Here is a 23,741-nt window from a genome sequence, read left to right as displayed (position 1 = left end):
ATATTGAAAAATAGCATGTGTTGATATAATCATGTAAAAATAGCTATTAAAAATTTATAAAATAAATTAATCAGGTATTCAGTAAAATAGGGGTAAAGTAAATTAGCATTTAACCAATTTACTTCATTGCATCTTTAACTCTATCAAAGAGTCCTTTTTCAACATGCTTAATTTCATCTCCGCTGACCTCGGCGAATTCTTTAAGCAATTCTTTTTGTTTTGAACTTAATTTTTTAGGAACAACAACTGTAACATTCACATAAAGATTTCCTCTGCTGTTATGTCTAACAGAGTTCATACCTTGTCCTCTTAATTTGTAAACAGTTTCGCTTTGTGTACCTGGAGTGACTTTGAATTCAATTTCTTTCCCTTCAATAGTAGGGATGCTGAGCACATCACCAAGTGCTGCTTGAGGGAAGCTGATTTGCTGTTCCAAGTATAAGTGATCTCCTTCACGTTTGAATTTTTTATGTTTTTTAACATGTACTGTAACAATTAAATCTCCTTCAAGACCTTCTTTATCACCACAGTTTCCTTCGCGTGAAACTCTTAAGTGGTTTCCTTCGTCAACACCTTCTGGAATTTCGATTTTAATTGTTTTAGTTTTTCTCACACTACCTCTTCCGTGACATTCATCACAAGGATCTGTAATAATCTTACCCGTACCTCCACACTCTCTGCATGGTCTTACATTAACCATCTGTCCAAGGAAAGTGTTACTGACTTCTTTAATTTGTCCTGTTCCTCCACATGTTTTACATGTTTCTGGATTAGAACCCGGTTTTGATTTAGATCCTTTACAGGTAGGACATAATTCACTTCTAGTAATTTTTATTTCTTTTTCGCATCCGTTGAATGCTTCTTCTAAAGTAATTGGTATTTCTGTGTAAATATCTGAACCTCTTTGAGGACCAGTTCTTCCACCTCTAGAACGTGCTCCTCCACCAAAACCGAACATATCAAAGATATTTCCTATATCAAATCCTTGGAATATATCTTCAAAGTTTACATTTTGATAGAAATCTTCAGCACTAAATCCATCCATTCCTGCATGACCAAATTGATCGTATCTTTGGCGTTTATCATCATCGGACAAGACAGCGTAAGCTTCACTTACTTCTTTGAACTTATCTTCAGCATCCGGCTCGTCACAAACATCCGGATGGTATTTTCTAGCTAATTTACGATAAGCTTTTTTAATTGTCTTTTCATCAGCAGATTTATCTACTCCAAGAACTTCATAATAATCACGCTTGTCTGCCATTTATTCACCTTAATAAAAATAATTTTTAAAAAATAGATAGAAAAAATAATAGTTTTATCTATTGCTAGTTTATTTTTTGATTCTGATTGTTATTAACCTAACAATGAAAATAAAACTTTATTATTTAATCTAGTCTTTTACTTCATAGTCTGCATCAATTGTGTCATCATCTTTGTCTTGAGCACCAGCATTAGGGTCAGCACCTGCTTGTTGTTGTGCTTGTGCTTCAGCTTGTGCTTGTTGGTAGATTTTTGCACCAATCTCTTGAACTACATTAGATAGTTCATCAGATTTTGCTTTAATGGCATCAACGTCATCGCCGGCTATAAGTTCTCTTAATTCTTTAACAAGGTCTTCGACTTTTGTTTTTTCATCTTCAGATACTTGATCTTTGAGGTCATCTAAAGTTTTTTCTGAAGTGTAGATTAATGAGTCTGCATTGTTTCTGATTTCGATTTCTTCTTGTCTTTTAGCATCAGCTTCAGCATTCATTTCTGCTTCTTTGATTTTTTGTTCGATTTCTTCATCAGATAATTTGGTTGAGGAAGTAATAGTGATTGCTTGTTCTTTACCAGTTCCTTTGTCTTTAGCAGTTACATTAATAATACCGTTTGCATCAATATCAAAAGTTACTTCAATTTGCGGAACACCTCTTGGTGCAGGTGGAATACCTACAAGTTGGAAACGTCCAAGTGAAGTGTTGTCCGCCGCCATTTTTCTTTCTCCTTGCAATACATTAATGTCTACAGATGGTTGGTTATCTGCAGCTGTGGAGAATACTTGACTTTTTTTAGTAGGAATAGTTGTGTTTCTTTCAATTAAAGTAGTTGACACTCCACCCAAGGTTTCAATACCTAAAGATAATGGAGTTACATCTAAAAGAACGATGTCTTTAATTTCACCAGCCAATACTCCTCCTTGGATAGCAGCACCCATGGATACACATTCCATCGGATCGATACCACGTTCAACTGGTTTACCTATGAATTTTTCAACGAATTTCTGTACAATTGGCATTCTGGTAGGTCCACCAACTAAAATAATCTTATCAATCTCAGATTTATTCATTTTAGCATCATCTAATGCTTGTTGCATAGGTTTACCAGATTTTTCTACAATACTGTCGACCAATTCTTCTAATTTTGCTCTTGTAAGATCAATAATTAAGTTTTTAGGTGTTCCATCAGACCCCATTGCAATGAATGGCAAATTGACTTGGGTAGTTGTAGTGGTGGATAATTCTATTTTTGCTTTTTCAGCAGCTTCTCTTAATCTTTGCACTGCTTGATCGTTATCCATTAAATCAATACCTTCTTGGGTTTTGAATTCACTGGCTAAGTATTTGATTAATACATTATCCATATCAGTACCACCAAGTTGGGTATCCCCACTGGTTGATTTTACTTCAAATACTCCTCCACCGAATTCCATAATGGTTACATCTAAGGTACCTCCACCTAAATCGTAAACCATAATGTTCATGTCATCATCTTCTGATTTATCAAGACCATATGCGAGACTTGCAGCTGTTGGTTCGTTTACGAGTCTTACAACATCAAGTCCTGCAATTGTTCCTGCATCTTTAGTTGCGGTCCTTTGGTTATCATCAAAGTAAGCAGGTACAGTAATTACAGCTTTTTCGATAGGTTCTCCTAGGAAGGTTTCTGCATCTTTTTTAATTTTTTGTAAGATGAATGCAGAGATTTCTTGAGGGGAGTATTGTTTTCCATTTACTGTAACTTTGTGATCAGTACCCATACTTCTTTTAATTGCACTAATAGTATTTTCTGGGTTGGTTACAGCTTGTCTTCTTGCCGGTTCACCTACTAACATTTGACCTTCTGGAGTAAATGCAACATAACTTGGGAAAGATTTACCATATTGACTTGCTCCTTCTGCAGATGGGATTGTAGTTGGTTTACCCCCTACAAGCACAGATGCAGCAGAGTTACTTGTTCCTAAATCAATTCCAATAATTTTTTCTTTTTTAGTATCAGACATAATTATCACCTAATTTTTTTCATAAATAAATTAATAAATATTATTTTTTACAAACAATAACTTTTGAGTATTTAAGGACTTTATCTTTGTACATGTAGCCTTTCATTAACTCTTCTATAATATAATCGTTTTCAACATCTTCAGATTCTTGAACCATCATTGCTTCATGTTTGTTCAAGTCAAATTTTTCTCCTTTTGTAGGAATTTCCTTAATTCCTTCTTTTGTTAAAATATCTTTGAATTTATTATATATGAGTTCTACACCTTCTTTTAAGTCATCATTATTCTTAATTTCTAAAGCTCTACCGAAATCTTCGTAGCAATCAAGAAAATCTTTTATAATATCTTCATTTGCGAATTTAATAAACTCTTTGTTTCTTTTATCAGTAATTTTTTTGAAATTTTCGAAATCTGCTTGAAGTCTTTGTGAAAGTGAAATGTACTCTTGAGTTTCTGCTTCTTGCTTTTCAAGATTTTCTTTGACTTCTTTCAGCTCTTCTTCCTTAAGAGCTAATTTTTCAAGAAGTTCATCATATTTTTCTTGAAAGTCTTGAGTTTCAGCTTCAGTTTCGCTTTTATTTTCGTCAGTCATATTTGCACCTTTTAGGTTTATTGAAAAACTTTTGTAATAACTATATTGCGAGAATTTGAACTTTATGTTCTTTAATATAGGTTTTTGGGAATTTATGGATATATAGGAAAATGGTTCATTCATTTAAAGTTATTACATTAAGTTTTTCTGAACCAGATATTAAAGTAACAAAAAGTTATCTTTCTCTTACATTATTATAGTAACAAAAAGTTATATAAAGGTTTCGATATAATGTATAATCATGATTAGAAATGATGACATTGATAATATTAAAAAAAATCGTAAAAATGTCAATTCTTCTAATGGCCACATAGAAATTAGAGGAAACTATAATGACCAATTAGGAGGGATTGATAAAGAGGACATCCTTGATGTAATGGGTTGTAAGACTAGAAGAGATATTATAAATCTTTTAAGGGAAGAGCCTATGTTTGTTAGTGAAATATCAAATGAACTGGATATTGGTCAAAAAGCAATTATAGCTCATTTACGTGCAATGGAGGATATAGGTATATTGAATTCTTCTTATAAAAAGATTTTAAGAGGACGCCCACGTAAATATTATGATTTACAAAATGAAGTTAATATTCATATTACTATTAATAGGAATACTTTTGATGTTAACTTGTCTGAGGATATGCTCAATACATTACAACTTCCATCAGGTGACGAATGGTCTAGATTATTGGATATTGAAAAAAGAATAGATGATGGACAACTGGAGGCTATTGATGAGTTGAAAAATCAAATAAGATTATATGGCAATCTTAAAGAAAGAGCAGAATATATTCTTGAAAGAACTTTAAAAAATAGATGATGGATGGTTGGTTATAATCCATCTTTTTATACTTTTTTAGCAATTATGGCTTGGCCTAATGATACAGATCCATCTCCAGCACAAGTATTTTTATGCTGAATAAAATTGAATCCATTATTTTCTACGTAATTTTTAACTGTGTTTGTAATAGCTTCATTGTAAAATACTCCTCCCGTAGCACCAATTTCCTGAATACTTTTTTTACTTGCAGCATTTATTGCAAGTTGGCTTAAACCACGTGCGATAGCATTTTGACCAGCAGCAGCAACATCTGCTTTCTTTTCACCATCCTGATATAATTTTACAACTTCTTTTAATATTTCACTTGTATTTAAAATATTATTTTCAATGTTCAATGGGATTTCTATATTCTTATTTGAATAGTATGCTGCTGATTCAAGCTTCATTGAACATTCTCCTTCGTAGGTGCGTTCATTACATATTTCAAGAGCAACAGCCATTGAATCAAGAACTCTTCCGGTACTTGTTGTTTTACCAACATTTATTCCCGCATCCATCTGTTTGAAAATGTTCTTTATTTCTATTTCTCCATATTTGAAGTAATCTGAATAATTTTTAATTAAATTTTCATCATTCAATATACTTGCAAGCATTCTGGCAGGATATTTTGTAGCAATATCACCACCCGGCATTAGCTGGGTTTGTAAGTGTCCTAGTCTTTCGAAATTTTTTATATCGGTGTAGAGAATTTCACCACCCCAACTAGTTCCGTCACTTCCATAACCTACTCCATCAGCAGCAATCACAATCATTTCGTCAATTGCATTATCGTTTGAAAGAGCGACAGAATGCGCATGGTGGTGTTGGATTGGCTGAACTTCAGCATCATATTTTTCAGCAAGTTCATAAGCAAGCTTTGTTGTGAAAAAATGAGGATGCATATCACAAGCGATTATATCATATTCGTTTATTTTTGTAATTCTCTGCATATTTTCAATAGCTTCTCTTAAAAATGCTAATGTTTTTGGTTTATTTGTATTTCCAATGTGTTGGGAGGGATATGCAATATTGTCTTTTGCAATTGAGAATGTAACATCAAGTTCTGGACCTAATGCAAGTATATTCAAATCGTTCACTTCGTAATTTATTGTATAGGGTTCTGGTGTGTATCCGCGTGATCTTCTAATAAATGACAATTCATTGTTTCTAAATCGAATCACCGAATCATCGCATCGGTTTAGTATTCGGCGATTATGGATTAATGAGTAATCATTAATTCCATTGATGATATCTTCATTTTCAATCATCATAGGTTCTCCAGGAATGTTTGCAGAAGTCATAACATATGTGTCAATATCCCCTTCGTCAAATAGTAAATAATGCATTGGAGAGTAAGGAAGCATCACACCAATATTGTGAAGTCTAGGGGATAAACTTTCAGGGAAAGGATAATTGTTTTTTTTCTTTAAAATAACAATGGGTCTTTTATTTGATGATATTGTATCAATTTCTTTCTTGCTTAATTCTGCATAATTTTGAAGGCTTTCTAAATCTTTACACATTACTGCGAAAGCTTGATTTGGACGATTAAGACGTTTTCTTAATTCTTTAATTGCTTTATTATTATAAGCATCAACAACAAGGTGTGTTCCACCAATTCCTTTAATGGCTAATATTTTACCATCTTTTAATTTATTTGCACCTACTTTTATTGGATTATCTGTATTTATTTTATGTTTACCTTCATATATTTCCATTTGGGGTCCACATTCACTACAGCATATTGCTTCACCATGGTAACGTCTGTTTAATGGTTCTTCGTATTCTACTGAACAATCGTCACATAATGGAAATTCATCCATTGAAGTTCTTATCCTGTCATAGGGAACACTTTCAATCACTGTAAATCTTGGACCACAATCAGTACATGCATTAAATGCATATTTATAACGTCTATCAGTAGGATTGCGTATTTCTTCAAGACATTTATCGCATATTGCAATGTCTGGTGGAACTACGCTAATTCCAGAATATGAATTTCCACTTTCGATTATTTTAAAATCAGTATAATTTGTTTTCTCAATTTCCTCTACGTTCATTGAATTAATTTTTGCTATTGGCGGTAATTCTTTTGGGAGTCTGTCAACAAATAATTCAGTATTCTGACCTTCAATAATGATTTCAACTACATTTCCAAGGTTTCTAACATATCCTTTAAGATTCAGGTCAACTGCTAGTCTATAAACATATGGCCTGAATCCTACGCCTTGCACTATTCCTTGTGTTAAAATCTTTAAAGCTTTCATTAAGTTATATTATTGTAAGTTAAATTTTATATAATTTTATCTTAAATATTATATCATGAAAGATATTCTTGAAAGATTGGTTGATGGCGAAATTAATATTGATGAAGCTGAAAGATTGATTAATGCGGATAATATTTTAGAATTTAATGAAGTTGCTAAATTTGATTCTAAAAGAAAGAATAGGGCTGGTTTTCCAGAGGCTGTCTTTGCACAAAGTAAAGAATATGAAGATTTACTTTTAATAATAAAAAAATACATGCAATCTAATAATGATAATTTGATTGTTACAAGATTATCTAAAGAAAGATATGAAAATATTCTAAATGATTTGGGTGAAAACTCATTTGTTTTTGAATATAATAGAAGGGCTCAAATTTTAATTATAAGAAAAGAGATTGTAGAAAAACCAGCCATTGCAAAAGTTGGCATTATGACTGCTGGAACTTCAGATGTCAATATTGCTGAAGAGGCTCGTGTGATTGTAGAAGAAGGTGGTTGTGAAGCTATCACTTCATATGATGTTGGTGTGGCCGGAATTCATAGGCTATTTCCTCAAATTGCTCGGATGGTTGAAGAAAATGTTCGTGCAATTATTGTTTGTGCCGGAATGGAAGGAACTCTTCCTTCTGTTGTTGCAGGTTTGGTGGATGTTCCGGTCATTGCTGTTCCTACTTCTGTAGGTTACGGTGTTGGTGAAGGTGGAAGAGTTGCTCTTGATGCAATGCTTCAATCATGCGCTCCTGGAATTGCAGTTGTAAATATTGATAATGGTTTTGGTGCTGGTGTATTTGCACTTACTATTGTAAATAGTGATTAACTTGAGATACGTAAATTTTAATCCTCACATTCATGATACTTATAAAGTCGCCGAATTGGTTTATGATGTTGATTTTAGAACTTTTGATTTGTTATTTAAAACTCCAAAAGAAGCTATTTCAACAATTGAGAACGATTTAAGGAAACATGGACCTGAAAATACTTTTAAAGTAATTTTAAATGATGAAATGCAAATAATTGGTGTTTTAATAATGTATATTTCTGAAAAATCATTTGATTTAAGGTTAAAATCATTAAGATTAATCCTCGTTGACATATTGGATTATTTTGTATTGTGTGATGTTAAAAAAGATGATCTGTATCTTGCAGAACTTGCAATTGATGAATCATTAAGAGGCCAGGGATTAGGCCGTAAAGTTGTACTTGATGTTATTGATTATGCTCGCTCTAAAAATTTAAATCGTGTAATTATCGATGCTGATTTTAGAAATGTTGGAGCTCGAAAACTTTATGAAAGAATTGGTTTTACTATTTTTAATAAAAAAAGAGTTAAAATTGGAAATTTTGAAAGAGGAATGTATAATATGGAATTAATCCTTTAATGTAATCTCTTTAATTCTATCATATGTTCTTTTACAATTTTTTTTATCATTAAATTTGAAAGTATTTTTAATTCTATTGGAATATTTTTCTTTGATTTTACAATCATTTTTAATATATTCAATGACCAAATCAACCAATTCATCTTCTTTTTTAACAACTTCTCCAAATCCCATAGTTTCATAATTAAAATATCCTTCTTCTAAATTAAAATGATAATCATTATCATAGTGGTAGTATAGGACTGGTTTGTAGAGATATGCAAAATCAAAGGCTACAGACGAGTAATCTGTAATTACTAAAGATCCGCTATTGAATAATTCTTGATATTTTGTTTTACCATAATCAATTTCAATATAATTATTTTTATCAAACAAATCAATGAATTTATAAACATTGGGATGTGGTTTAAAGATTATCTCATAGTTATTTTCACGTGCCGTTTCTATTAATCTTTTATTATTTATTAATGAATTGAATTTTTTGAAAAATCCATTCTTTTTAATATACTCTTTTGATTTATAATTCAAATCCCGTCTCCAAGAAGGCATAATAAGGATTTGTCTTTTTTCTTCTTGATTTTTAAGATTATCAAATCTGGGCAACCCCAGCAATTGAACAACATAATCATCATAGTTATAATGGTTTTCTAATATTGACTCATACTCTTGAATAGTCGATGTTAAAAATAAAGATAAATTCATGTTTGCTTTATTCGCCCAATAGGAAATATCGTCCTTTGCAACACCATGTTGTAAAAACATAGTGCTTGATCTTAAAAGGCCTGCAAAAAATGGATAACCTCCCCAAAATGGATAAATAATTCCATTGTCAGGATGTGATGTGATAATATTTTCAACAAACATTCCTAAAAATCTATGTTTGAGGGATTTATAGTTAATAACTTTCCCTATCTTTTTTATATTATTGAAATCATTATTTTTTGAGCTTAAAATAAAGTATTTAGATATATCATCCTCTTGTTTGACAGCATATTTAAATAATGCTAATCCATTATCATCTGCTTCATCGGGGCGATCCATAAAAAACCATATTTTTTTATTTCTTAAAAATGGATAACTTATCATATAAGCTACTCTAAAGGGAACTGCTTTTATAAATCCAGTTTCATGATTTTTAAACATAGTCTTTAAACTTTTTAATTCTTGTTTTATCCATTTTAATGTTGTTTTTTTCTCAATAGATATGTGGTCATCTTTTAAAATACTTAAGTAATGTTTAGTTTTTGCATAACCGACACTTTTTGAGAAATTACAAGGTCTTGAAAAATCAATATGTAACAATTTGTCTTTTTGTTTAAATTCAAGTTTGAATTTTTCATTTGTTTTAATTGGAATAATACATTCTATTGAATAATCTTGTAATAGATTATAACCTAAACTAGGAGCATATTTGTGAGGAAATGTTAATTTTTTAAATTTAATCTTTTTGTTATTGACTAATATATTAATATCTCCTGTTGTGATATTTTTGATATTTGCTAAAATGTGGATCTTATTGTCGATAATATCATATATGTCAATAAAAAGTGTATTCAAATCTAATTTTTCCATTAAATCATTGCTTAAGTCATTGTTGTATTTTAATAAAAAAGTGGTAATCGTTAGTTCCTGTTTAAGTAATCTGTTTTCTAAAAGAATATCATTGTTTATATATGATATAGTATCAATTAAACTTTTCAAATCAATCTTTTCTTCTGTTTTTTTTATAGATAATAACCATCTTAAATGATTTATAAAGCTAAATTGTATGAATTCGGGTATTTTAGAAAATTTGTTGAAACATTTATTTTTCAGATTATTAAAATTATATTTGATAAATTTTTCATATTCTTTTGTTGAATAAATGGTAGTGTCTGAAGGATAAATTCTTTCTTCAATATTCTTTGCAAAATATGCTCCTTTGCTGCAAATACCTAAATAAGGATTATTTATCAACATTTCGCTGAAAAAAGTAATATTTTCATTAGTAGTATCTAAAAACTCAATGTTTTTAATAGACTCTTTTTTAAAGAATGTGGATAAACCAATTAATTGGGAATATTGTGGTTGTTCTATTAAATTGATTTTTTTATTGTTTTTAATTTTATAATTTATGTAACGTTCTTTTCTGTTATTTTTATAATAAAAAATCGGAAGTATTGCTAAATCAATGTTTTCATGAGTGTTGATAAATTTTAAAAGATGTGATAATGAATCTTTTGATAAATAGTCATGAGGTTTTAAAAATGTAATGAATTTCCCATAAGCATGTTTCATTGCTGTATTTTTTGATTTATGCAGATTAACTGTGTCTAATTGGATATAAGATATGTTCTTCGGGTATTTGGAAATATAATCGTAGCAAATGTCTTGAGTTTTATCTTCACTATTGTTGTCCACAATAATTATTTCAATATTATTCTCAAAGTTTAGTGTTTGATTAAGTATGGATTTGATTGATTTTTTTATTCCCAATTCTGAATTATGAGTTGGTATTATAACTGAAAATTCAATTTCATCCAATTTTATCACGTTGTTTAATCTTGAGATTGTTTAAAGTCAGGGGTCATATGTGTAATTACATAATCCAAATCATTATCTGACTTAACGTTATTATTATAATTTTCTAATTTAATTAAGAATGTGTGATTGCAAGTAAATACATAAACATTACTCAAATCCGAATTATTCTCTTTTGTAATATCCTGATAATCAATTTTATATGCAGTGATATTATTAATGTTTGATGTTGAATTTTTAACATGATCGATATCGGGATTTTTAGTTAAATCTGTTAATGCATTTTTAAACTTAGTTAATGCTAAATTTCCTTTACCTAAATCTTTAATGGTAATTTTTTCCTTTGTATTTTTATTAATTAATGTTCCATAGCCAGTTTCTCTACTTTCAATTGAGAATTCGTTTGGTAATGTGACAACAGTTTTATTTACTACAGTAATCGCATTCCCAACAGTGGTTGATGTTTCAACAACATAAAATAGGCAACAGCACCCTATAATTAAAAATATTAATATCATTATCCATCTCTTATCCATTTTAATCACTACTTCTTCTTAGCACTTTTAACATATGCATCACAAACCTTTTTAGCTGGACCTTCCATGTAAACATGGCCATTTTCAATCCAAATGCATCTATCGCAAATGTTTCTTATTTGACTTATAGAATGGGATACAAGAAGTACTGTAACACCTTCTTTCATCATTGATTTAATTTTTTCAGAACTTTTTTTTCTGAATTTAATGTCTCCAACAGCTAAAATCTCATCAATAATTAAAATTTCCGGATTTACAAGAGTAGCAATTGAAAAACCTAATTTCGCCCTCATACCTTTTGAATAATTCTTAACTGGATAATTAATATGTTCTCCAAGTTCAGAAAATTCAACTATTTCATCATATTTCTCTTTGATGAAGTCTTCTTCCATGCTTAAAAGAGCACCATTCAAAAAGATATTATTCTTTCCAGTATAATTCTTATCAAATCCTGCACTTAATTCAAGTAATGGTGCAATTCTCCCATTGATTATTACTTCTCCTTCAGTAGGTTCATATATTCCTGCTATTATTCTTAAAAGAGTACTTTTTCCAGCACCATTAAATCCTAATATGCCCACTCTTTCTCCTTGGTAAATGTTAAAGGAAATGTCATCTAATATTCTAATTTTCTCATGTTCTTTTTTGGTTCTTTTAATAGTTCGAATAACATATTCTTTTAATGTATCTATCTTGTCTTTTGAAATTTTAAATTCCATTGCAAGATGTTTGACTTCGATCATTATTTTCCGATCGATATTTCTGGTTTTAACATTTATTGTTGATGTTTTAGTAATAGGATTTGAGTCTTTTTCACCTTTAAATATTGTTTCAATTGAATATGTTCCTTCATCTAATTTTAAATCTATGCTAGCAAATCCTTCTTCATCAGTTATTTTTTCATATGTCTGGTTATTAAAATTGAATATTAGTGTTTCACCAATCATTGGATTATCTTCACTATCAAGCAATCTAGCATTGTATTCTGGTTCATCTTTTGAATAGATGCTCATATCTGGAGCATATAATTTTGGGTTTTCATTATTTTCTTCAGGATTTATGTTATCTGGGTGTATCAATTTGGCAATTATGCAAGGACAATACTCTTCATTTGATAGATAATATATTTTCATTTCCTTTTTCTTTTTATTGGGTGAAATTTTGGCTGATGCATATCCGTCTTTATTGGTTATTTTTTCATAACATTTTCCATTAATAACCAAAGTTATTGCTTCATTTTTAATAGGGTTGTTAGAATTATCCAATATTTGCATATGGTATCTGTTTTCAGTACTCATTACATAATCCGGTGCATGGATTTTGATATTCTTAAATCTACTGCTCTGAAATTTAGCATCAAGAGGAATATGTTTGTTTTTTTCTTGTTTAGTATTATCATTAAATAAATTCCTTATTTTATTAATTAAATTCATGGTAATCTCCTATATTTCTAATACTAATTTCTTTTCATAAATTTTGAAGAGATATAATCCAATTCCTAATGTTGTAAATGAAAATATGGCTAGATAAGCTAAAGTAGAAGTATTCGGAAAAATTCCATAGCTAATACACTCTCTGAAACAAGAAATTGCTGAATAAACTGGATTTAATGTAAATATTCTTTGCACTATTGCTGGAACTATCTCCATAGGATAGAATAATGCGGATGCATACATTAATACGAGAGTGAATACATTGTATAAGTGTCCGATATCACTAAAATAAGTGTTACATACAGCTAAAATTAACCCAACTCCGAATATTAAGCAAACTAAGAAAAACATTGGAATGATTGATAAAACTATAGTCCAATGGAATGTAGCTCCTGTAAGTATCATTACAATGAATAATATCACAAATGAAATTAAAAAGTTAACAAATTCATAGCAAATTGTACTTACTGAAAACATGTATTTGGGAACATAAATCTTTTTTAATAAGTTTGCATTTCTTTTTATTGATTTCATAGCACCTTTTGTCCCACTGTTATAAAAATCAAAAATAATTCTTCCGGATAAGAAATAAACTGGATAATTCTCAATTTGACGTCCGAATAGCATTGAAAAAATTGCTGTAAATACTAACATTATTAAAAGGGGATTGAAAAAACTCCAAAGTATTCCTAGTACAGAATCTTTATATTTTGAAGTCAAATCTTTTTTAACCAATTCTTTTAATAAAAATTTCTTTTCTGTGAATGTGTCAAACATGTTTTCAACCAGTATCTGAATTAATATATTTTATTTTCTTCTTCTTGCAAATTCATCAAACACATCATCAAGGTCTATGCCTTTGTATGCAAGAAGCAATAATGTATGGAAAATCAAATCAACGGATTCATAAACTAAATTTTCATCATTCTTAGAAGCTATTAATACTTCTCCTGCTTCTTCGGCAATTTTTTCAAGTATTTTGTCTTCTGCTTTTTTATCACTATTTTGCATGATTTTTGAGGTGTATGAATCAATAGGATTGTCACGGCGTGATTCTAAAACTTCATATACTTCTCTTATAATTTTATCATTCATTTAATCATCACTTTTACGTTCTTGATCTTGAAGGCTTTCTGTAAGTGCTATCAGAGGATGTTTATCATCATCAATAATTTCAATATCTGAAAATGTTTTAATTCCCGCTTTATCTGCAGTTTTCTCCATACCTAATTTTATGTCTTGTCCTAAATCAATAACATATGAATCAACTGTTTCATAACCTTGCTGTGATGAAGCTACAGCTCTGTGATGCCCATCAACCAGAATCCATCTATTTCCAGTTTTTACAACAATTGCAGGTTCTGCTAATCCTCTTTTTAATTCATAAGTTCTTCCTTCAAGCTCATCCGCATAGACTCTATCTTGTGTTGGGCGTAATTTATTAGTTTCAACAGGCATGTGTCTTAATGTAGCTTTGATATCGTATAATTGTTCTAGAGTTTTTTTGAAATATTCAACTTTATTTGGTGTTGACCTTTCGATATGTGATCTAACCATATCCGTATTTGTTATAATTCCAACAATTTTTCTATTTTCATCAACAACAGGCATTCTGGAGATTCCTCTTCTAAACATTACTCTAGATGCATCATTTATGGATAATTCAGGGTTAGCAACAACTAATTTAGTGCTCATCAACCCTTCAACCGTGTCTGACCATTTTTTAGATACAACATCAAATGCAGTTACCATTCCAACAAGTCTATCATTTACAACAACAGGATAACTGTTGTGCCGACTTGTTCTCATTAATTCAATAATTTCTTCAGTAGGAGTATTTGGGGAAACGCAGATAACATTTTTTGTCATATAATCTTTAACAAAAGATTTTTTTTCCACCATATTATTTCCTCCCTATTCTATATTCTCTCTTAATAATTTAACAGTTTCTCCAGGATCAGCTTTTCCACGTGTTAATTTCATTACTTGTCCCATTAAAAAATTAATTGAAGCTTTTTGACCAGCCAGGTAATCTTCAACAGCTTTTGGATTTTCTTCGATTGCCTGTTTTACAGCTGCAAGCACTTCGTCATCTTTTACAACACCTAGTAATCCTAATTCTTCAGCAATTGCCTTAGGTGTTTTTTCATTATTTGGCATTTGTTCAATGATTTTTTTAGCTGCTTTTTGTGTAATTTCTTTTGTTTGAATCATATTTAAGAATTCAATTAAATTTGCAACACTAATTCCACTATCTGCAAAATCTAATTTATTATAAGATAAAACTCTTTTAAGTTCATCTCTCATCCATTTGGATGCAAATATTGGTTCAATTTCTTTTACAACTTCTTCGTATGCAATAGCCAAATCAAGTTCTGAAGTTAAAACTTTTGCAGATTCCGCATCAATACCATAATCTTCAACAAATCGCTTTACTTTGTTGTGGGGTGCTTCAGGCATTGTATCTAAAATTCTTTGAATTGTTTCATCAGAAATTTGCATTGGTGGTAAATCAGGGTCTGTGATGAATCTGTAATCATCTGCATCTTCTTTCATCCTCATTCCCACAGTAATCATTTGGGATTCTAAATAAGCACGAGTTTCCTGTTTAACTTCCACTCCTCTTTTCATAAGGTTTTTTTGTCTTACAAGTTCAAATTTCAATGCTTTGTAAGCTCCTTTAATGGAGTTAACGTTTTTCATTTCTACTCTGTTTCCACCATTGATAGAAATATTTACATCTGCTCTCATGGTTCCTTCTCCACGAGCCCCTCCACTGTATTGTAAAACACGAATTAATTCTTTTAAGAAGTTTCTTGCTTCTTCAGGAGATTTTATATCCGGTTCTGTAACAATTTCAACCAGTGGAATTCCTGAACGGTTGAAGTTAACAATACCTCTATCCGGTTTGTATTGACCCGGGTCTTCTTCTGCGTGAATTTCCCTAATTCTAATTCCGTTTAATTCACCTTTAATTCCAATTGGGACAGAAGTTCTCTGATATCCAGAAGATAAATCTGGGTAATCGTAATGTTTTCTCATAAAATAGATTACATCTTGATCAATTTCACAGTTAAGCATCAAAGCAATCATTAAAGCATTTTCTAATGCTTTTTTATTGGTGGGATGTGGTTTTGCTCCGGGTTGGTTAAGACAAACTGGACAGATATTTGTATTTGCTGGAGCATCCTGATAATTTGTAGGACAATCACAGAATAATTTTGATTCAGTTTCTAGCTGTACGTGGATTTCAAGTCCACACATCATATCGACATCATCGTTAATAATAATTCCTCCACTAGTAATTTATATTATAATTATGTTTAGTATATTAGATTTATAAAGGTTATTAAAATAGAACTTATTTTATTTAATTTTTTATAAAATATTTTAATTTATAGATGATGATTTCGGATCGTATTTAGTTTAATATTTATTTTTAAGAGATTCTTTCACATATCTTTTAATAAATTTATCTAATTCTGGTGAAATTTCACTTTTTTTAGGACCTAACTGATTTTTATCTGTAAATGTTCCCTTTAATTTTCTACCGGTCCATTTTACTTCTTCTTCAACCCTTTTTCCATATTTTGTTCCAAACATTTTGAATAGTGGGAATTTTGTAATTCCATTTGCTCCACTTAATATTAATATGCCTATATTTGCAAGATTATCAATCCAAGTTCCACAGATTATTTCAATATCTGGGAATGCTAATCTAACTTGAGCTACTATTTGCGCATAATAAAGAGAAGCGGGCTGTGAAGAATTTGCATATATTGTTTCTTTGTGGGGATTTAATGAATAAAAGATTACTCTATCGATTTTGTGGGCTTGAATATAATTTATTATGTAGTCCACATCAGATAGTGTTTCACCAAGTCCCAATATAATTGTGATTGCTTTTTTAAATCCTAAATCGTTTGCGGTATCTAACATATTACTTATATCACTTAATTTTTTTGAAGGGCATACCTTTTCATGGATTTTTGGATTTGCTACTTCAACAGCGCCGGTTATTCCTTTTATTTCAGAACCATATTCTTCTAATTCATCTGTTATTCCAGTATTTAACCATACACCATCTCCAGTTATATCTTTTATTGTTGTGGCTATTTCTTTTATTTCTTGTGTTGTATAAGATTCGTATCCTCCAGATAAAAATTCAATGTTCCAATCAAGACGTTTACACATTTCAGCTTCAGCATAGATGTTATTAATGTTTCGTCTCGCTTTGGTCGGATCTCTAATTTTATCTTTTTGTGTGGACATATAACAAAAGGCACAATCTCCTTTATCGCACCACCAAGATAAAAATACTGCTCGCTCTAATGTAATTAAATCGCCATGTTTGTTTAATGTGACTTCATTAGCTTTTTTTATTAAATCAAATATGTTAGAATCCATGTATTTATATATGGACTTAAAGTTTATATAGTAGTTAGTTTAATTTACTTAATAGAACTGATTTTATTAGTTTGAGGTTATAAAAACCCAAAGGTTTATATAGTGTATTATACAAACTACTTATTACTGTTTAAAATCTTTCGATTTTTAAACATGGGTTATATTTGACTAAGTGAGATGGGTGTCATATGCCATCGTAGCTCAGTAGGTAGAGCGTTCGGCTGTTAACCGATTGGTCACAGGTTCGAGCCCTGTCGATGGCGCTTTTGGGCCCATAGCTTAGCCAGGTAGAGCGTCCGGCTCATAACCGGAAGGCCATGGGTTCGAACCCCATTGGGCCCATGTTGATTAAACAGTTTATATTCATATGCTCCGGTGGTGTAGTCCGGCCAATCATTTCGGCCTTTCGAGCCGAAGACTCGGGTTCGAATCCCGGCCGGAGCATTTTAAAAACTTGTTAAGATTTTTTATGGTTTCTATGTATCCTTTGTTTTCATAAGCGGGGGTGCCCGAGAGGCCAAAGGGGACAGGCTTAGGACCTGTTGACGCAGGTCTACCAGGGTTCAAATCCCTGCTCCCGCATTCTTACAACTTTTTAATCTATTTCATTTGCCGGGGTAGGGTAGGTGGTCATCCTCCGGGACTGTGGATCCCGGGACTCGGGTTCGAATCTCGGCTCCGGCCCCATTTATAAATCTATTTTTGATTTTTTAAGATTATTTAATGTAATTTGCATTTTGTATGTTGTTCTTATGCTCCGGTGGTGTAGTCCGGCCAATCATTTCGGCCTTTCGAGCCGAAGACTCGGGTTCGAATCCCGGCCGGAGCATTTTTAGATATTTATTTTTCATGATTACTTTTCAAATGCTCTCGCATTCTTATTATATATCATGTTAATATAAAATTAGTATTATAGATGAATTATTATCTTTGTTGAGTGTTGTTATGGCTAAAAAAGGATCGGCTGAAGAAAGAGAGTTAGTACATAAACTTTGGGAAAGGAATTTTGCAGCTATGAGGGCTCCAGCATCTGGAGGGGCTACTAAAAAGTCCTTACCTGATGTTGTTGCTGGAAATGGTAAATTATATTTAGCTATTGAAGTTAAAACAACTACAAAAGATAAAATATATATTGATTCTATTCAAATTGAGGAGTTATGCGAATTCTCAAATATTTTTGGAGCTAAACCGTATATCGGTGTTAGATTTAAATATACTAAATGGTTATTTTTAGAGCCTGATAATACTCCCCGTACTAAAAAAGGCAATTATCGTGTTGAAAAAGATTATGCACTTGAAAAAGGTTTGGAAATTGATGAAATAACTGGTATTGATAGACAAATGAAATTTGAATAAATGGTAATCTTTATATATTATTAAAATAAATTTATTATTGTTGTATGTTATATACGGGGTTATGGTGTAACCTGGCATCATCTGGGACTCCAGTTGTCTTTGAAGAAATATACGCGTAACTGAACAGTACTTGTTGTGATGAACAATTGGAGTACTGAGGCAAGAGAAATCCCAGGATCGGGGTTCAAATCCCTGTGACCCCATTTTTATATAAAACTTTTTTTCAAAAATTTTAATTACTACTGGATTAATATTATTTTTCATGTCAAAAATTGTTTTTATTTTAGGATATAATTATGATTCAAATTGTTATTTAATCGATGATAAAATTTTAGTTGATACTGGCGCGGGTGAAAACAGAGATTATCTATTTTCTAAACTGCGTGAAAATGGTGTTGAACCGGATGATATTGAGTTAGTAGTTAATACTCATTGTCATTTTGATCATATTGGAGGTAATTATCTTTTTCCAAATGCTAAAATTGCTGTTCATAAATTGGATGCAACTCCAATTAGAAATGAGGATACATTAGGCACTGCCGGCACTGCTTTTGGTTTTGATAATATAAATAATTCCCGTGTTGATATTGAATTAGAAGAAGGGGATAAAATAGCAGATTTTGAAGTAATTCATACTCCAGGACACACAAGTGGAGGAATTTCTCTTTGGGATGGTGAAAACCTAATTTGTGGAGATACCATTTTTGCTGGTGGAGGTGTTGGTCGAATGGATATTGGAGGAAATTATGATGATATGAAAAATAGTGTTGAAAAATTAATGGCGTTAAATGTCAAAAGAATTTTTCCAGGTCATGGACCAATCGTTGAAAATAATGGAAAAGAACACATTAAATTATCATATTCATATTTATGATTTATTTTCTAATTTTTTGGATACTTTACTAAATGATCCTCTTTTAACAAGAACAGAAACCTTTTCTCCACGGCTAATAATGTTGTCAGGTTGGGGGATGATTAGTGTTCCATTTTGATAAGTAGCTATAATCATAAAATCTTTTGTTGGTGAAACATCTTTAAATTTTTTACCAACAATTTTGTTATTGGTTATGGTCATATCTAAAATTTCTCCATCTCCTTGCCCTATTGTCATTAATTCCGCTGTGTTAGGTCTTGTAACAATTTTTTGCAGATATGATGCAGCAGCTCTTTCTGGACTTATTACTTGTTCGATTCCAACTTCTTTAAACGCTTCTTCGTGATCCGGATTACTTACGCGTGCAATAATATGTTCAACATTATATTTTCTAACAAGTATGCATGAAAGTAAGTTTGCTTCATCATTTCCAGTTGTTGCAATGAAATATTTTGCATCTTCAATGTTCACTTCTTCAAGTATTTTAGAATTAGTTCCATTTCCACAAATAACTAATGCATCGAGTTCTGATGCAACTTCATCACATAACTTTGTATCACTTTCAATTAATGTAATGTCATATCCTTCATTAATTAATAAGTTTGCAAGAGCAAGCCCTACACGACCTCCTCCCATAATTACTACATAATCCATTATAAATCACCTAACTTTATCAATATATATTTTTAAGTATTATAAAGTTTATCTTTTGAAAATTTCAAAAACAGTTCTTAATGTGATTAAAACTGGGTATATTTCTAATCTTCCAATCCACATATTGAGCATACTTACTATTTTTAAGACAGGATGTATTTGATTGGTAATAATCCCCAGGTCTAAACCATTGTTGCCTTGAAGTGATACAGTTGCAAATAAACTGTCAAATGGGTCATGGCCGAAGAAACAGAATAATGCCCATGTAAACATTATAAACATTAGATATAATGTGATATAATTTCCAGATTGTTCTGATGCATTTTCAGGTAATGGTCTGCCTTGTAATTTTATGGGAACAACTCTACCACTCGGTGATAAGATTTCACGTATATTTCTGTAGATTCCCTTGAAAAATGTTATTAATCTGATAAGTTTAATAGCTCCTACAGTAGATCCATTAGAACCTCCAGATAACATTAAACAGATTAAACAGATTATTACAAAAGATGGCCAACTCGCCATTGTTAAAGATGAGGAGATGCTGGCCCCTGTTGTTGTAATTGCTGATACAACTGTGAATAATAATTCCATCGGGACAATATTTGATACATAATAAAGCATCAATGTTACAATTGCAATCACACAGATAATTATTTTAAATTGCAAATCTTCCAACAATGATTTTCCTTTTGTTTTTATAACTTTATAATGTACTAAAAAACTTGTAGCACCAAGTATCATTAAAACAATGGATATGAAATAAATTAAGTCGTTATGGTAATAGCCCATGTTTGCATTTTTAACATTCATACCTCCAGTTGAAATTATGCAAAATGTATTGCATAGGGAATCAAAAAGTGGCATTCCAGCTATTGCATATAATACAATTCCTACAACAGTATAAATTATATAAATTTCTATTGTTTTTTCAAGGGTTGCTTTAGTACTTGGTTTTATACGCTCATCATGTGCTTCTGAATGATATAACGTTGAGGTTGCAGTACCCGGTTTTGCTAAAACACTAATTACCATGACTACAACTCCTAAACCTCCAATCCATTGTTCAAAAGCTCTAAAAAAGAGTATGCTATGAGGTAATATTTCTAAATTTGTATACATTGTCACTCCAGTCCCTGTTAGAGCAGACATGCTTTCAAAGATAGCATCAATTGGGGGCATATTGGTTGCAAGCATAAAAACTAATCCGCCAATAAGAGCTGCCCATATCCATCCAAGAGATGAAATAATCATACCATGTTTAAGTCGAACATTTTTATTTGAATATTCATCGAGATATTTTGTTAAAAAGAATCCAAGACATATTGATATTGCTCCAGGCAGAATAAAGCTAATTAAATCAAATTCAAAATATATTAAATCAAATATTAATGGAATTAAACACATTATTCCAATTCCTATTAATAAATATCCGGAATTTAATCCAATAACCAATAAGTCAGTTTTTGTTATATATCTCATTAATGTATTAATTTGGATAAATTTCTATATAAATTTATAAGTATTGAAATATAATTATAATACTAATTATGGATAAAAAATCAGTATTTTTTCTTGGAATAAGTGTCTTTATATTAATCATAATGTTGTGGTTGGTTGGGATAGAAGATATTATTGATGCTCTTAATGTAGCTAAATTAGAATTAATAGCGTTAGCTATTGGTGTACAAATATTTACATATGCTTTGTACACATTACGTTGGCAAATACTTAATAATCTAGCAGATATTAATACCAGTTTTAAAAAATTACTTCCGATGATTTTGGTAGGTCTTGCCGTAAATAATATAACTCCATCTGGACGTGGTGGGGGAGAGCCTGTTAGAGCATATATTTTATCTAAAGAAGAAGATTATCCGATGAGGGAGACATTTGCTACTGTTGTTGCTGATAGAGCTTTAGATACTTTTCCATTTGTTGTGCTGACAGTTATAACAATTATTGGTATGACTTTTTATTTTAATTTTGATTTATGGTTACTTATTGTAATGATTTCAGCTGTAATATGTATTGTTGCTTTTTTACTGATGATTATATACATGTCTATTAACCCTAATTTTGGTAAACGTGTAGATGGATGGATAATTAAGTTAGTTAGAAGGTTTTATAAGAAGAATTCTGAGGAATTGGAAAATAAAATTCATGCTGTAATTTTAGATTTCCAAAGTACAATGAAAATTGTTATTTCAAGTAAAAAAGTCACATATTATGCATTGCCATTATCATTTATCATCTGGATTTTTGAAATTTTAAGGGTTTATATTGTATTTTTAGCTTTTGGAGCGGATATTAGTCCTATTGTTATTGGGGAAGTATTTATTATTGCTTCACTGGTTGGTATGATACCACTTCTTCCGGGTGGACTGGGTGCTGTTGATGGAATTATGGTTGTATTTTATTCTGTTGCAGGAATATCTGCTTCAATAAGTGCTGCTGCAACTGTTATTGAGAGATTAATTTCATTTTGGATGGCCACTATTTTAGGAATGATTATTTTACCTCATTATGGATCTTCAATTTTGGATAAAATTTCATTCGGTTCATCAAATGATGAAATTGAAGAAGCTCTTGAAAATGAAATTGATAATTAAATAGAAAACTTTATTTTAATTTATACACATAGATTTTAGTATAGCAAAAAATTTATTTTTTGTATATTAATTTTGGTGAAATCATGGAAATTAATGGTGTAGAAATTAAAGATACATATGCAGAAGGTTTCGGAATTAAAGTAACTAGAATTTTAGTTACTGCAGCAACTGAAGAATTGGCAAAAATCGCAGCAACTGAAGCAACAGGTTATGGAACTTCTGTTATTGGATGTCCTGCAGAAGCTGGTATTGATTGCTTTGTACCGGCAGAAAATACTCCTGATGGAAGACCGGGTTATGTTATTATGATCTGTCAAGGTGGTAAAAAAGCACTTGATCATGAATTAATGGAAAGAGTTGGAATGTGTATTTTAACAGCTCCTACTGCAGCTGCATTCAACTGTCTTGAATCAGAAACTACCTTAAAAACCGGTAACAAATTAAAGTTCTTCGGTGACGGTTTTGAAAAAGAATGTGAAATTGATGGAAGAAAAATTCACTCTATTCCAATTATGTCTGGGGATTTCTTAGTAGAATCTGAATTTGGTTATAAGGATGGTGTGGCAGGTGGAAACTTCTTCATTTTAGCAAAAGATCAAATGACTGGAGTAGAAGCAGCACAAGCTGCTGTTGAAGCTATTTCTAAAGTTGAAGGTGTAATTACTCCATTCCCTGGTGGTATGGTTGCTTCTGGTTCTAAAGTAGGATCCAACAAATACTCAAAATTCTTAAATGCGTCCACTAATGAAAAAATGTGTGTAACATTAAAAGGTGAAGTGGATTCTGATATCAGGGATGATGCTGATGGTGTATTTGAAATTGTTATTGATGGTGTAGATGAAGAATCTGTCAAAGCAGCTATGAAAGCGGGTATTGAAGCAGCTTGTGAAGTTGATGGTGTACTTGAAATTAGTGCAGGTAACTTTGACGGTAAATTAGGTGCCTACATCATGAACTTACAAGAATTATTCTAGAGAATTTTATTCTCTTTTCTTTTTTTATTCATTTCTTTGGATTTATTTATTATAA

21 protein-coding genes and 7 tRNA genes are annotated in these 23,741 nt (G+C 31.0%); 14 read left to right on the top strand and 14 right to left on the bottom strand.

Annotated features, from left to right (window positions below):
• Positions 1-118 precede the first annotated feature (118 nt).
• The 3 genes from dnaJ to EDC42_RS01260 all read right to left on the bottom strand — a co-directional run bounded on the left by dnaJ (position 119) and on the right by EDC42_RS01260 (position 3,857).
• Positions 119-1,264 carry a molecular chaperone DnaJ gene (dnaJ, locus tag EDC42_RS01270; protein ID WP_069575614.1) on the bottom strand — a complete coding sequence of 382 codons (1,146 nt, stop codon included), beginning with the start codon at positions 1,262-1,264 and terminating at the stop codon, positions 119-121.
• A 129-nt stretch (positions 1,265-1,393) separates the two neighbouring features.
• The gene (gene dnaK, locus EDC42_RS01265) at positions 1,394-3,265 is read right to left on the bottom strand and encodes a molecular chaperone DnaK (protein WP_069575615.1); all 1,872 of its coding nucleotides are present in this window, start codon (positions 3,263-3,265) and stop codon (positions 1,394-1,396) included.
• Positions 3,266-3,305: 40 nt separating this feature from the next.
• Positions 3,306-3,857, bottom strand: a complete 552-nt coding sequence (locus EDC42_RS01260) for a nucleotide exchange factor GrpE (RefSeq protein WP_069575616.1) — start codon at positions 3,855-3,857, stop codon at positions 3,306-3,308.
• Positions 3,858-4,098: 241 nt separating this feature from the next.
• Here EDC42_RS01260 and EDC42_RS01255 point away from each other — a divergent pair, with 241 nt between their 5' ends.
• Positions 4,099-4,674 carry an ArsR/SmtB family transcription factor gene (locus EDC42_RS01255; RefSeq protein WP_069575617.1) on the top strand — a complete coding sequence of 192 codons (576 nt, stop codon included), beginning with the start codon at positions 4,099-4,101 and terminating at the stop codon, positions 4,672-4,674.
• A gap of 26 nt (positions 4,675-4,700) precedes the next feature.
• Here the strand turns inward: EDC42_RS01255 and hypF are convergent, their stop codons facing one another.
• Positions 4,701-6,941, bottom strand: a complete 2,241-nt coding sequence (gene hypF, locus EDC42_RS01250; protein WP_069575618.1) for a carbamoyltransferase HypF — start codon at positions 6,939-6,941, stop codon at positions 4,701-4,703.
• A gap of 55 nt (positions 6,942-6,996) precedes the next feature.
• Between hypF and larB the strand changes: the two genes are divergently transcribed.
• The gene (gene larB, locus EDC42_RS01245) at positions 6,997-7,758 is read left to right on the top strand and encodes a nickel pincer cofactor biosynthesis protein LarB (protein WP_069575619.1); all 762 of its coding nucleotides are present in this window, start codon (positions 6,997-6,999) and stop codon (positions 7,756-7,758) included.
• Position 7,759: 1 nt separating this feature from the next.
• Complete coding sequence (locus EDC42_RS01240; RefSeq protein WP_069575620.1) at positions 7,760-8,320, top strand: GNAT family N-acetyltransferase; 561 nt, start codon at positions 7,760-7,762, stop codon at positions 8,318-8,320.
• On the opposite strand, the gene EDC42_RS01235 is transcribed toward EDC42_RS01240, so the two are convergent.
• From EDC42_RS01235 to EDC42_RS01200, 8 genes are all read right to left on the bottom strand, one after another.
• Positions 8,309-10,843, bottom strand: a complete 2,535-nt coding sequence (locus EDC42_RS01235; RefSeq protein WP_123833370.1) for a CDP-glycerol:glycerophosphate glycerophosphotransferase — start codon at positions 10,841-10,843, stop codon at positions 8,309-8,311. The two genes, EDC42_RS01240 and EDC42_RS01235, sit on opposite strands and share 12 nt — an antisense overlap.
• Positions 10,844-10,857: 14 nt before the next feature.
• A complete protein-coding gene (locus EDC42_RS01230; protein WP_123833369.1) occupies positions 10,858-11,376 on the bottom strand; it encodes a hypothetical protein in 519 nt (172 codons plus the stop codon).
• An 8-nt stretch (positions 11,377-11,384) separates the two neighbouring features.
• The gene (locus EDC42_RS09750) at positions 11,385-12,389 is read right to left on the bottom strand and encodes an ABC transporter ATP-binding protein (RefSeq protein WP_083234907.1); all 1,005 of its coding nucleotides are present in this window, start codon (positions 12,387-12,389) and stop codon (positions 11,385-11,387) included.
• 429 nt (positions 12,390-12,818) lie between these two features.
• Positions 12,819-13,586 carry an ABC transporter permease gene (locus EDC42_RS01220; RefSeq protein ID WP_069575622.1) on the bottom strand — a complete coding sequence of 256 codons (768 nt, stop codon included), beginning with the start codon at positions 13,584-13,586 and terminating at the stop codon, positions 12,819-12,821.
• A 30-nt stretch (positions 13,587-13,616) separates the two neighbouring features.
• Complete coding sequence (gene hisE, locus EDC42_RS01215; RefSeq protein ID WP_069575623.1) at positions 13,617-13,904, bottom strand: phosphoribosyl-ATP diphosphatase; 288 nt, start codon at positions 13,902-13,904, stop codon at positions 13,617-13,619.
• A complete protein-coding gene (locus EDC42_RS01210; protein WP_069575624.1) occupies positions 13,905-14,711 on the bottom strand; it encodes a CBS domain-containing ParB/RepB/Spo0J family partition protein in 807 nt (268 codons plus the stop codon).
• Between the two features lie 12 nt (positions 14,712-14,723).
• Positions 14,724-16,076 carry an Asp-tRNA(Asn)/Glu-tRNA(Gln) amidotransferase subunit GatB gene (gene gatB / locus EDC42_RS01205; protein ID WP_069575625.1) on the bottom strand — a complete coding sequence of 451 codons (1,353 nt, stop codon included), beginning with the start codon at positions 16,074-16,076 and terminating at the stop codon, positions 14,724-14,726.
• Positions 16,077-16,235: 159 nt separating this feature from the next.
• Positions 16,236-17,216, bottom strand: coding sequence for a radical SAM protein (locus EDC42_RS01200; RefSeq protein WP_069575626.1), 981 nt, complete (start codon positions 17,214-17,216; stop codon positions 16,236-16,238).
• 190 nt (positions 17,217-17,406) lie between these two features.
• Between EDC42_RS01200 and EDC42_RS01195 the strand changes: the two genes are divergently transcribed.
• From EDC42_RS01195 to EDC42_RS01160, 9 genes are all read left to right on the top strand, one after another.
• A tRNA-Asn gene (locus EDC42_RS01195) sits at positions 17,407-17,479 on the top strand.
• Positions 17,480-17,484: 5 nt separating this feature from the next.
• Positions 17,485-17,558 (top strand) — tRNA-Ile (locus EDC42_RS01190).
• Positions 17,559-17,585: 27 nt separating this feature from the next.
• Positions 17,586-17,660 (top strand) — tRNA-Glu (locus EDC42_RS01185).
• Positions 17,661-17,715: 55 nt separating this feature from the next.
• Positions 17,716-17,798, top strand: a tRNA-Leu gene (locus EDC42_RS01180).
• A gap of 29 nt (positions 17,799-17,827) precedes the next feature.
• Positions 17,828-17,903: transfer RNA gene (locus EDC42_RS01175), tRNA-His, on the top strand.
• Between the two features lie 67 nt (positions 17,904-17,970).
• Positions 17,971-18,045 (top strand) — tRNA-Glu (locus EDC42_RS01170).
• A gap of 116 nt (positions 18,046-18,161) precedes the next feature.
• Positions 18,162-18,572 (top strand): Holliday junction resolvase Hjc, encoded by a 411-nt coding sequence (gene hjc, locus EDC42_RS01165; protein WP_069575735.1) that lies wholly within the window; start codon positions 18,162-18,164, stop codon positions 18,570-18,572.
• Between the two features lie 55 nt (positions 18,573-18,627).
• Positions 18,628-18,775 (top strand) — tRNA-Trp (locus EDC42_RS09380).
• A 59-nt stretch (positions 18,776-18,834) separates the two neighbouring features.
• Complete coding sequence (locus EDC42_RS01160; RefSeq protein ID WP_069575734.1) at positions 18,835-19,446, top strand: MBL fold metallo-hydrolase; 612 nt, start codon at positions 18,835-18,837, stop codon at positions 19,444-19,446.
• Here EDC42_RS01160 and EDC42_RS01155 read toward each other — a convergent pair.
• Complete coding sequence (locus tag EDC42_RS01155; protein WP_069575733.1) at positions 19,441-20,100, bottom strand: potassium channel family protein; 660 nt, start codon at positions 20,098-20,100, stop codon at positions 19,441-19,443. The two genes, EDC42_RS01160 and EDC42_RS01155, sit on opposite strands and share 6 nt — an antisense overlap.
• Positions 20,101-20,148: 48 nt before the next feature.
• Positions 20,149-21,582, bottom strand: a complete 1,434-nt coding sequence (locus tag EDC42_RS01150) for a TrkH family potassium uptake protein (protein WP_069575732.1) — start codon at positions 21,580-21,582, stop codon at positions 20,149-20,151.
• A gap of 68 nt (positions 21,583-21,650) precedes the next feature.
• Here EDC42_RS01150 and EDC42_RS01145 point away from each other — a divergent pair, with 68 nt between their 5' ends.
• Together EDC42_RS01145 and fhcD are read left to right on the top strand one after the other, a co-directional pair.
• Positions 21,651-22,712, top strand: coding sequence for a UPF0104 family protein (locus EDC42_RS01145; protein ID WP_069575731.1), 1,062 nt, complete (start codon positions 21,651-21,653; stop codon positions 22,710-22,712).
• An 83-nt stretch (positions 22,713-22,795) separates the two neighbouring features.
• A complete protein-coding gene (gene fhcD, locus EDC42_RS01140; protein WP_069575730.1) occupies positions 22,796-23,686 on the top strand; it encodes a formylmethanofuran--tetrahydromethanopterin N-formyltransferase in 891 nt (296 codons plus the stop codon).
• Positions 23,687-23,741 lie beyond the last annotated feature (55 nt).

It is taken from the genome of Methanobrevibacter gottschalkii DSM 11977, from assembly GCF_003814835.1.
GTDB classification, from domain to species: domain Archaea; phylum Methanobacteriota; class Methanobacteria; order Methanobacteriales; family Methanobacteriaceae; genus Methanocatella; species Methanocatella gottschalkii.
The sequence above is the reverse complement of the archived record's forward strand: the minus strand, read 5'-3'. Positions and strand labels throughout refer to the sequence as shown.

Bases quoted from the DNA above. Each gene is read 5' to 3' on its own strand.
- EDC42_RS01160 (WP_069575734.1), top strand. From the start codon at position 18,835: ATGTCAAAAATTGTTTTTATTTTAGGATATAATTATGATTCAAATTGT.
- EDC42_RS01155 (WP_069575733.1), bottom strand. From the start codon at position 20,100: ATGGATTATGTAGTAATTATGGGAGGAGGTCGTGTAGGGCTTGCTCTT.
- EDC42_RS01260 (WP_069575616.1), bottom strand. From the start codon at position 3,857: ATGACTGACGAAAATAAAAGCGAAACTGAAGCTGAAACTCAAGACTTT.
- dnaJ (WP_069575614.1), bottom strand. From the start codon at position 1,264: ATGGCAGACAAGCGTGATTATTATGAAGTTCTTGGAGTAGATAAATCT.
- hypF (WP_069575618.1), bottom strand. From the start codon at position 6,941: ATGAAAGCTTTAAAGATTTTAACACAAGGAATAGTGCAAGGCGTAGGA.
- EDC42_RS01200 (WP_069575626.1), bottom strand. From the start codon at position 17,216: ATGGATTCTAACATATTTGATTTAATAAAAAAAGCTAATGAAGTCACA.
- EDC42_RS01210 (WP_069575624.1), bottom strand. From the start codon at position 14,711: ATGGTGGAAAAAAAATCTTTTGTTAAAGATTATATGACAAAAAATGTT.
- EDC42_RS01145 (WP_069575731.1), top strand. From the start codon at position 21,651: ATGGATAAAAAATCAGTATTTTTTCTTGGAATAAGTGTCTTTATATTA.
- larB (WP_069575619.1), top strand. From the start codon at position 6,997: ATGAAAGATATTCTTGAAAGATTGGTTGATGGCGAAATTAATATTGAT.
- EDC42_RS09750 (WP_083234907.1), bottom strand. From the start codon at position 12,389: ATGAGCATCTATTCAAAAGATGAACCAGAATACAATGCTAGATTGCTT.
- hjc (WP_069575735.1), top strand. From the start codon at position 18,162: ATGGCTAAAAAAGGATCGGCTGAAGAAAGAGAGTTAGTACATAAACTT.
- fhcD (WP_069575730.1), top strand. From the start codon at position 22,796: ATGGAAATTAATGGTGTAGAAATTAAAGATACATATGCAGAAGGTTTC.
- hisE (WP_069575623.1), bottom strand. From the start codon at position 13,904: ATGAATGATAAAATTATAAGAGAAGTATATGAAGTTTTAGAATCACGC.
- EDC42_RS01150 (WP_069575732.1), bottom strand. From the start codon at position 21,582: ATGAGATATATAACAAAAACTGACTTATTGGTTATTGGATTAAATTCC.
- gatB (WP_069575625.1), bottom strand. From the start codon at position 16,076: ATGATGTGTGGACTTGAAATCCACGTACAGCTAGAAACTGAATCAAAA.
- EDC42_RS01255 (WP_069575617.1), top strand. From the start codon at position 4,099: ATGATTAGAAATGATGACATTGATAATATTAAAAAAAATCGTAAAAAT.
- dnaK (WP_069575615.1), bottom strand. From the start codon at position 3,265: ATGTCTGATACTAAAAAAGAAAAAATTATTGGAATTGATTTAGGAACA.
- EDC42_RS01220 (WP_069575622.1), bottom strand. From the start codon at position 13,586: ATGTTTGACACATTCACAGAAAAGAAATTTTTATTAAAAGAATTGGTT.
- EDC42_RS01230 (WP_123833369.1), bottom strand. From the start codon at position 11,376: ATGGATAAGAGATGGATAATGATATTAATATTTTTAATTATAGGGTGC.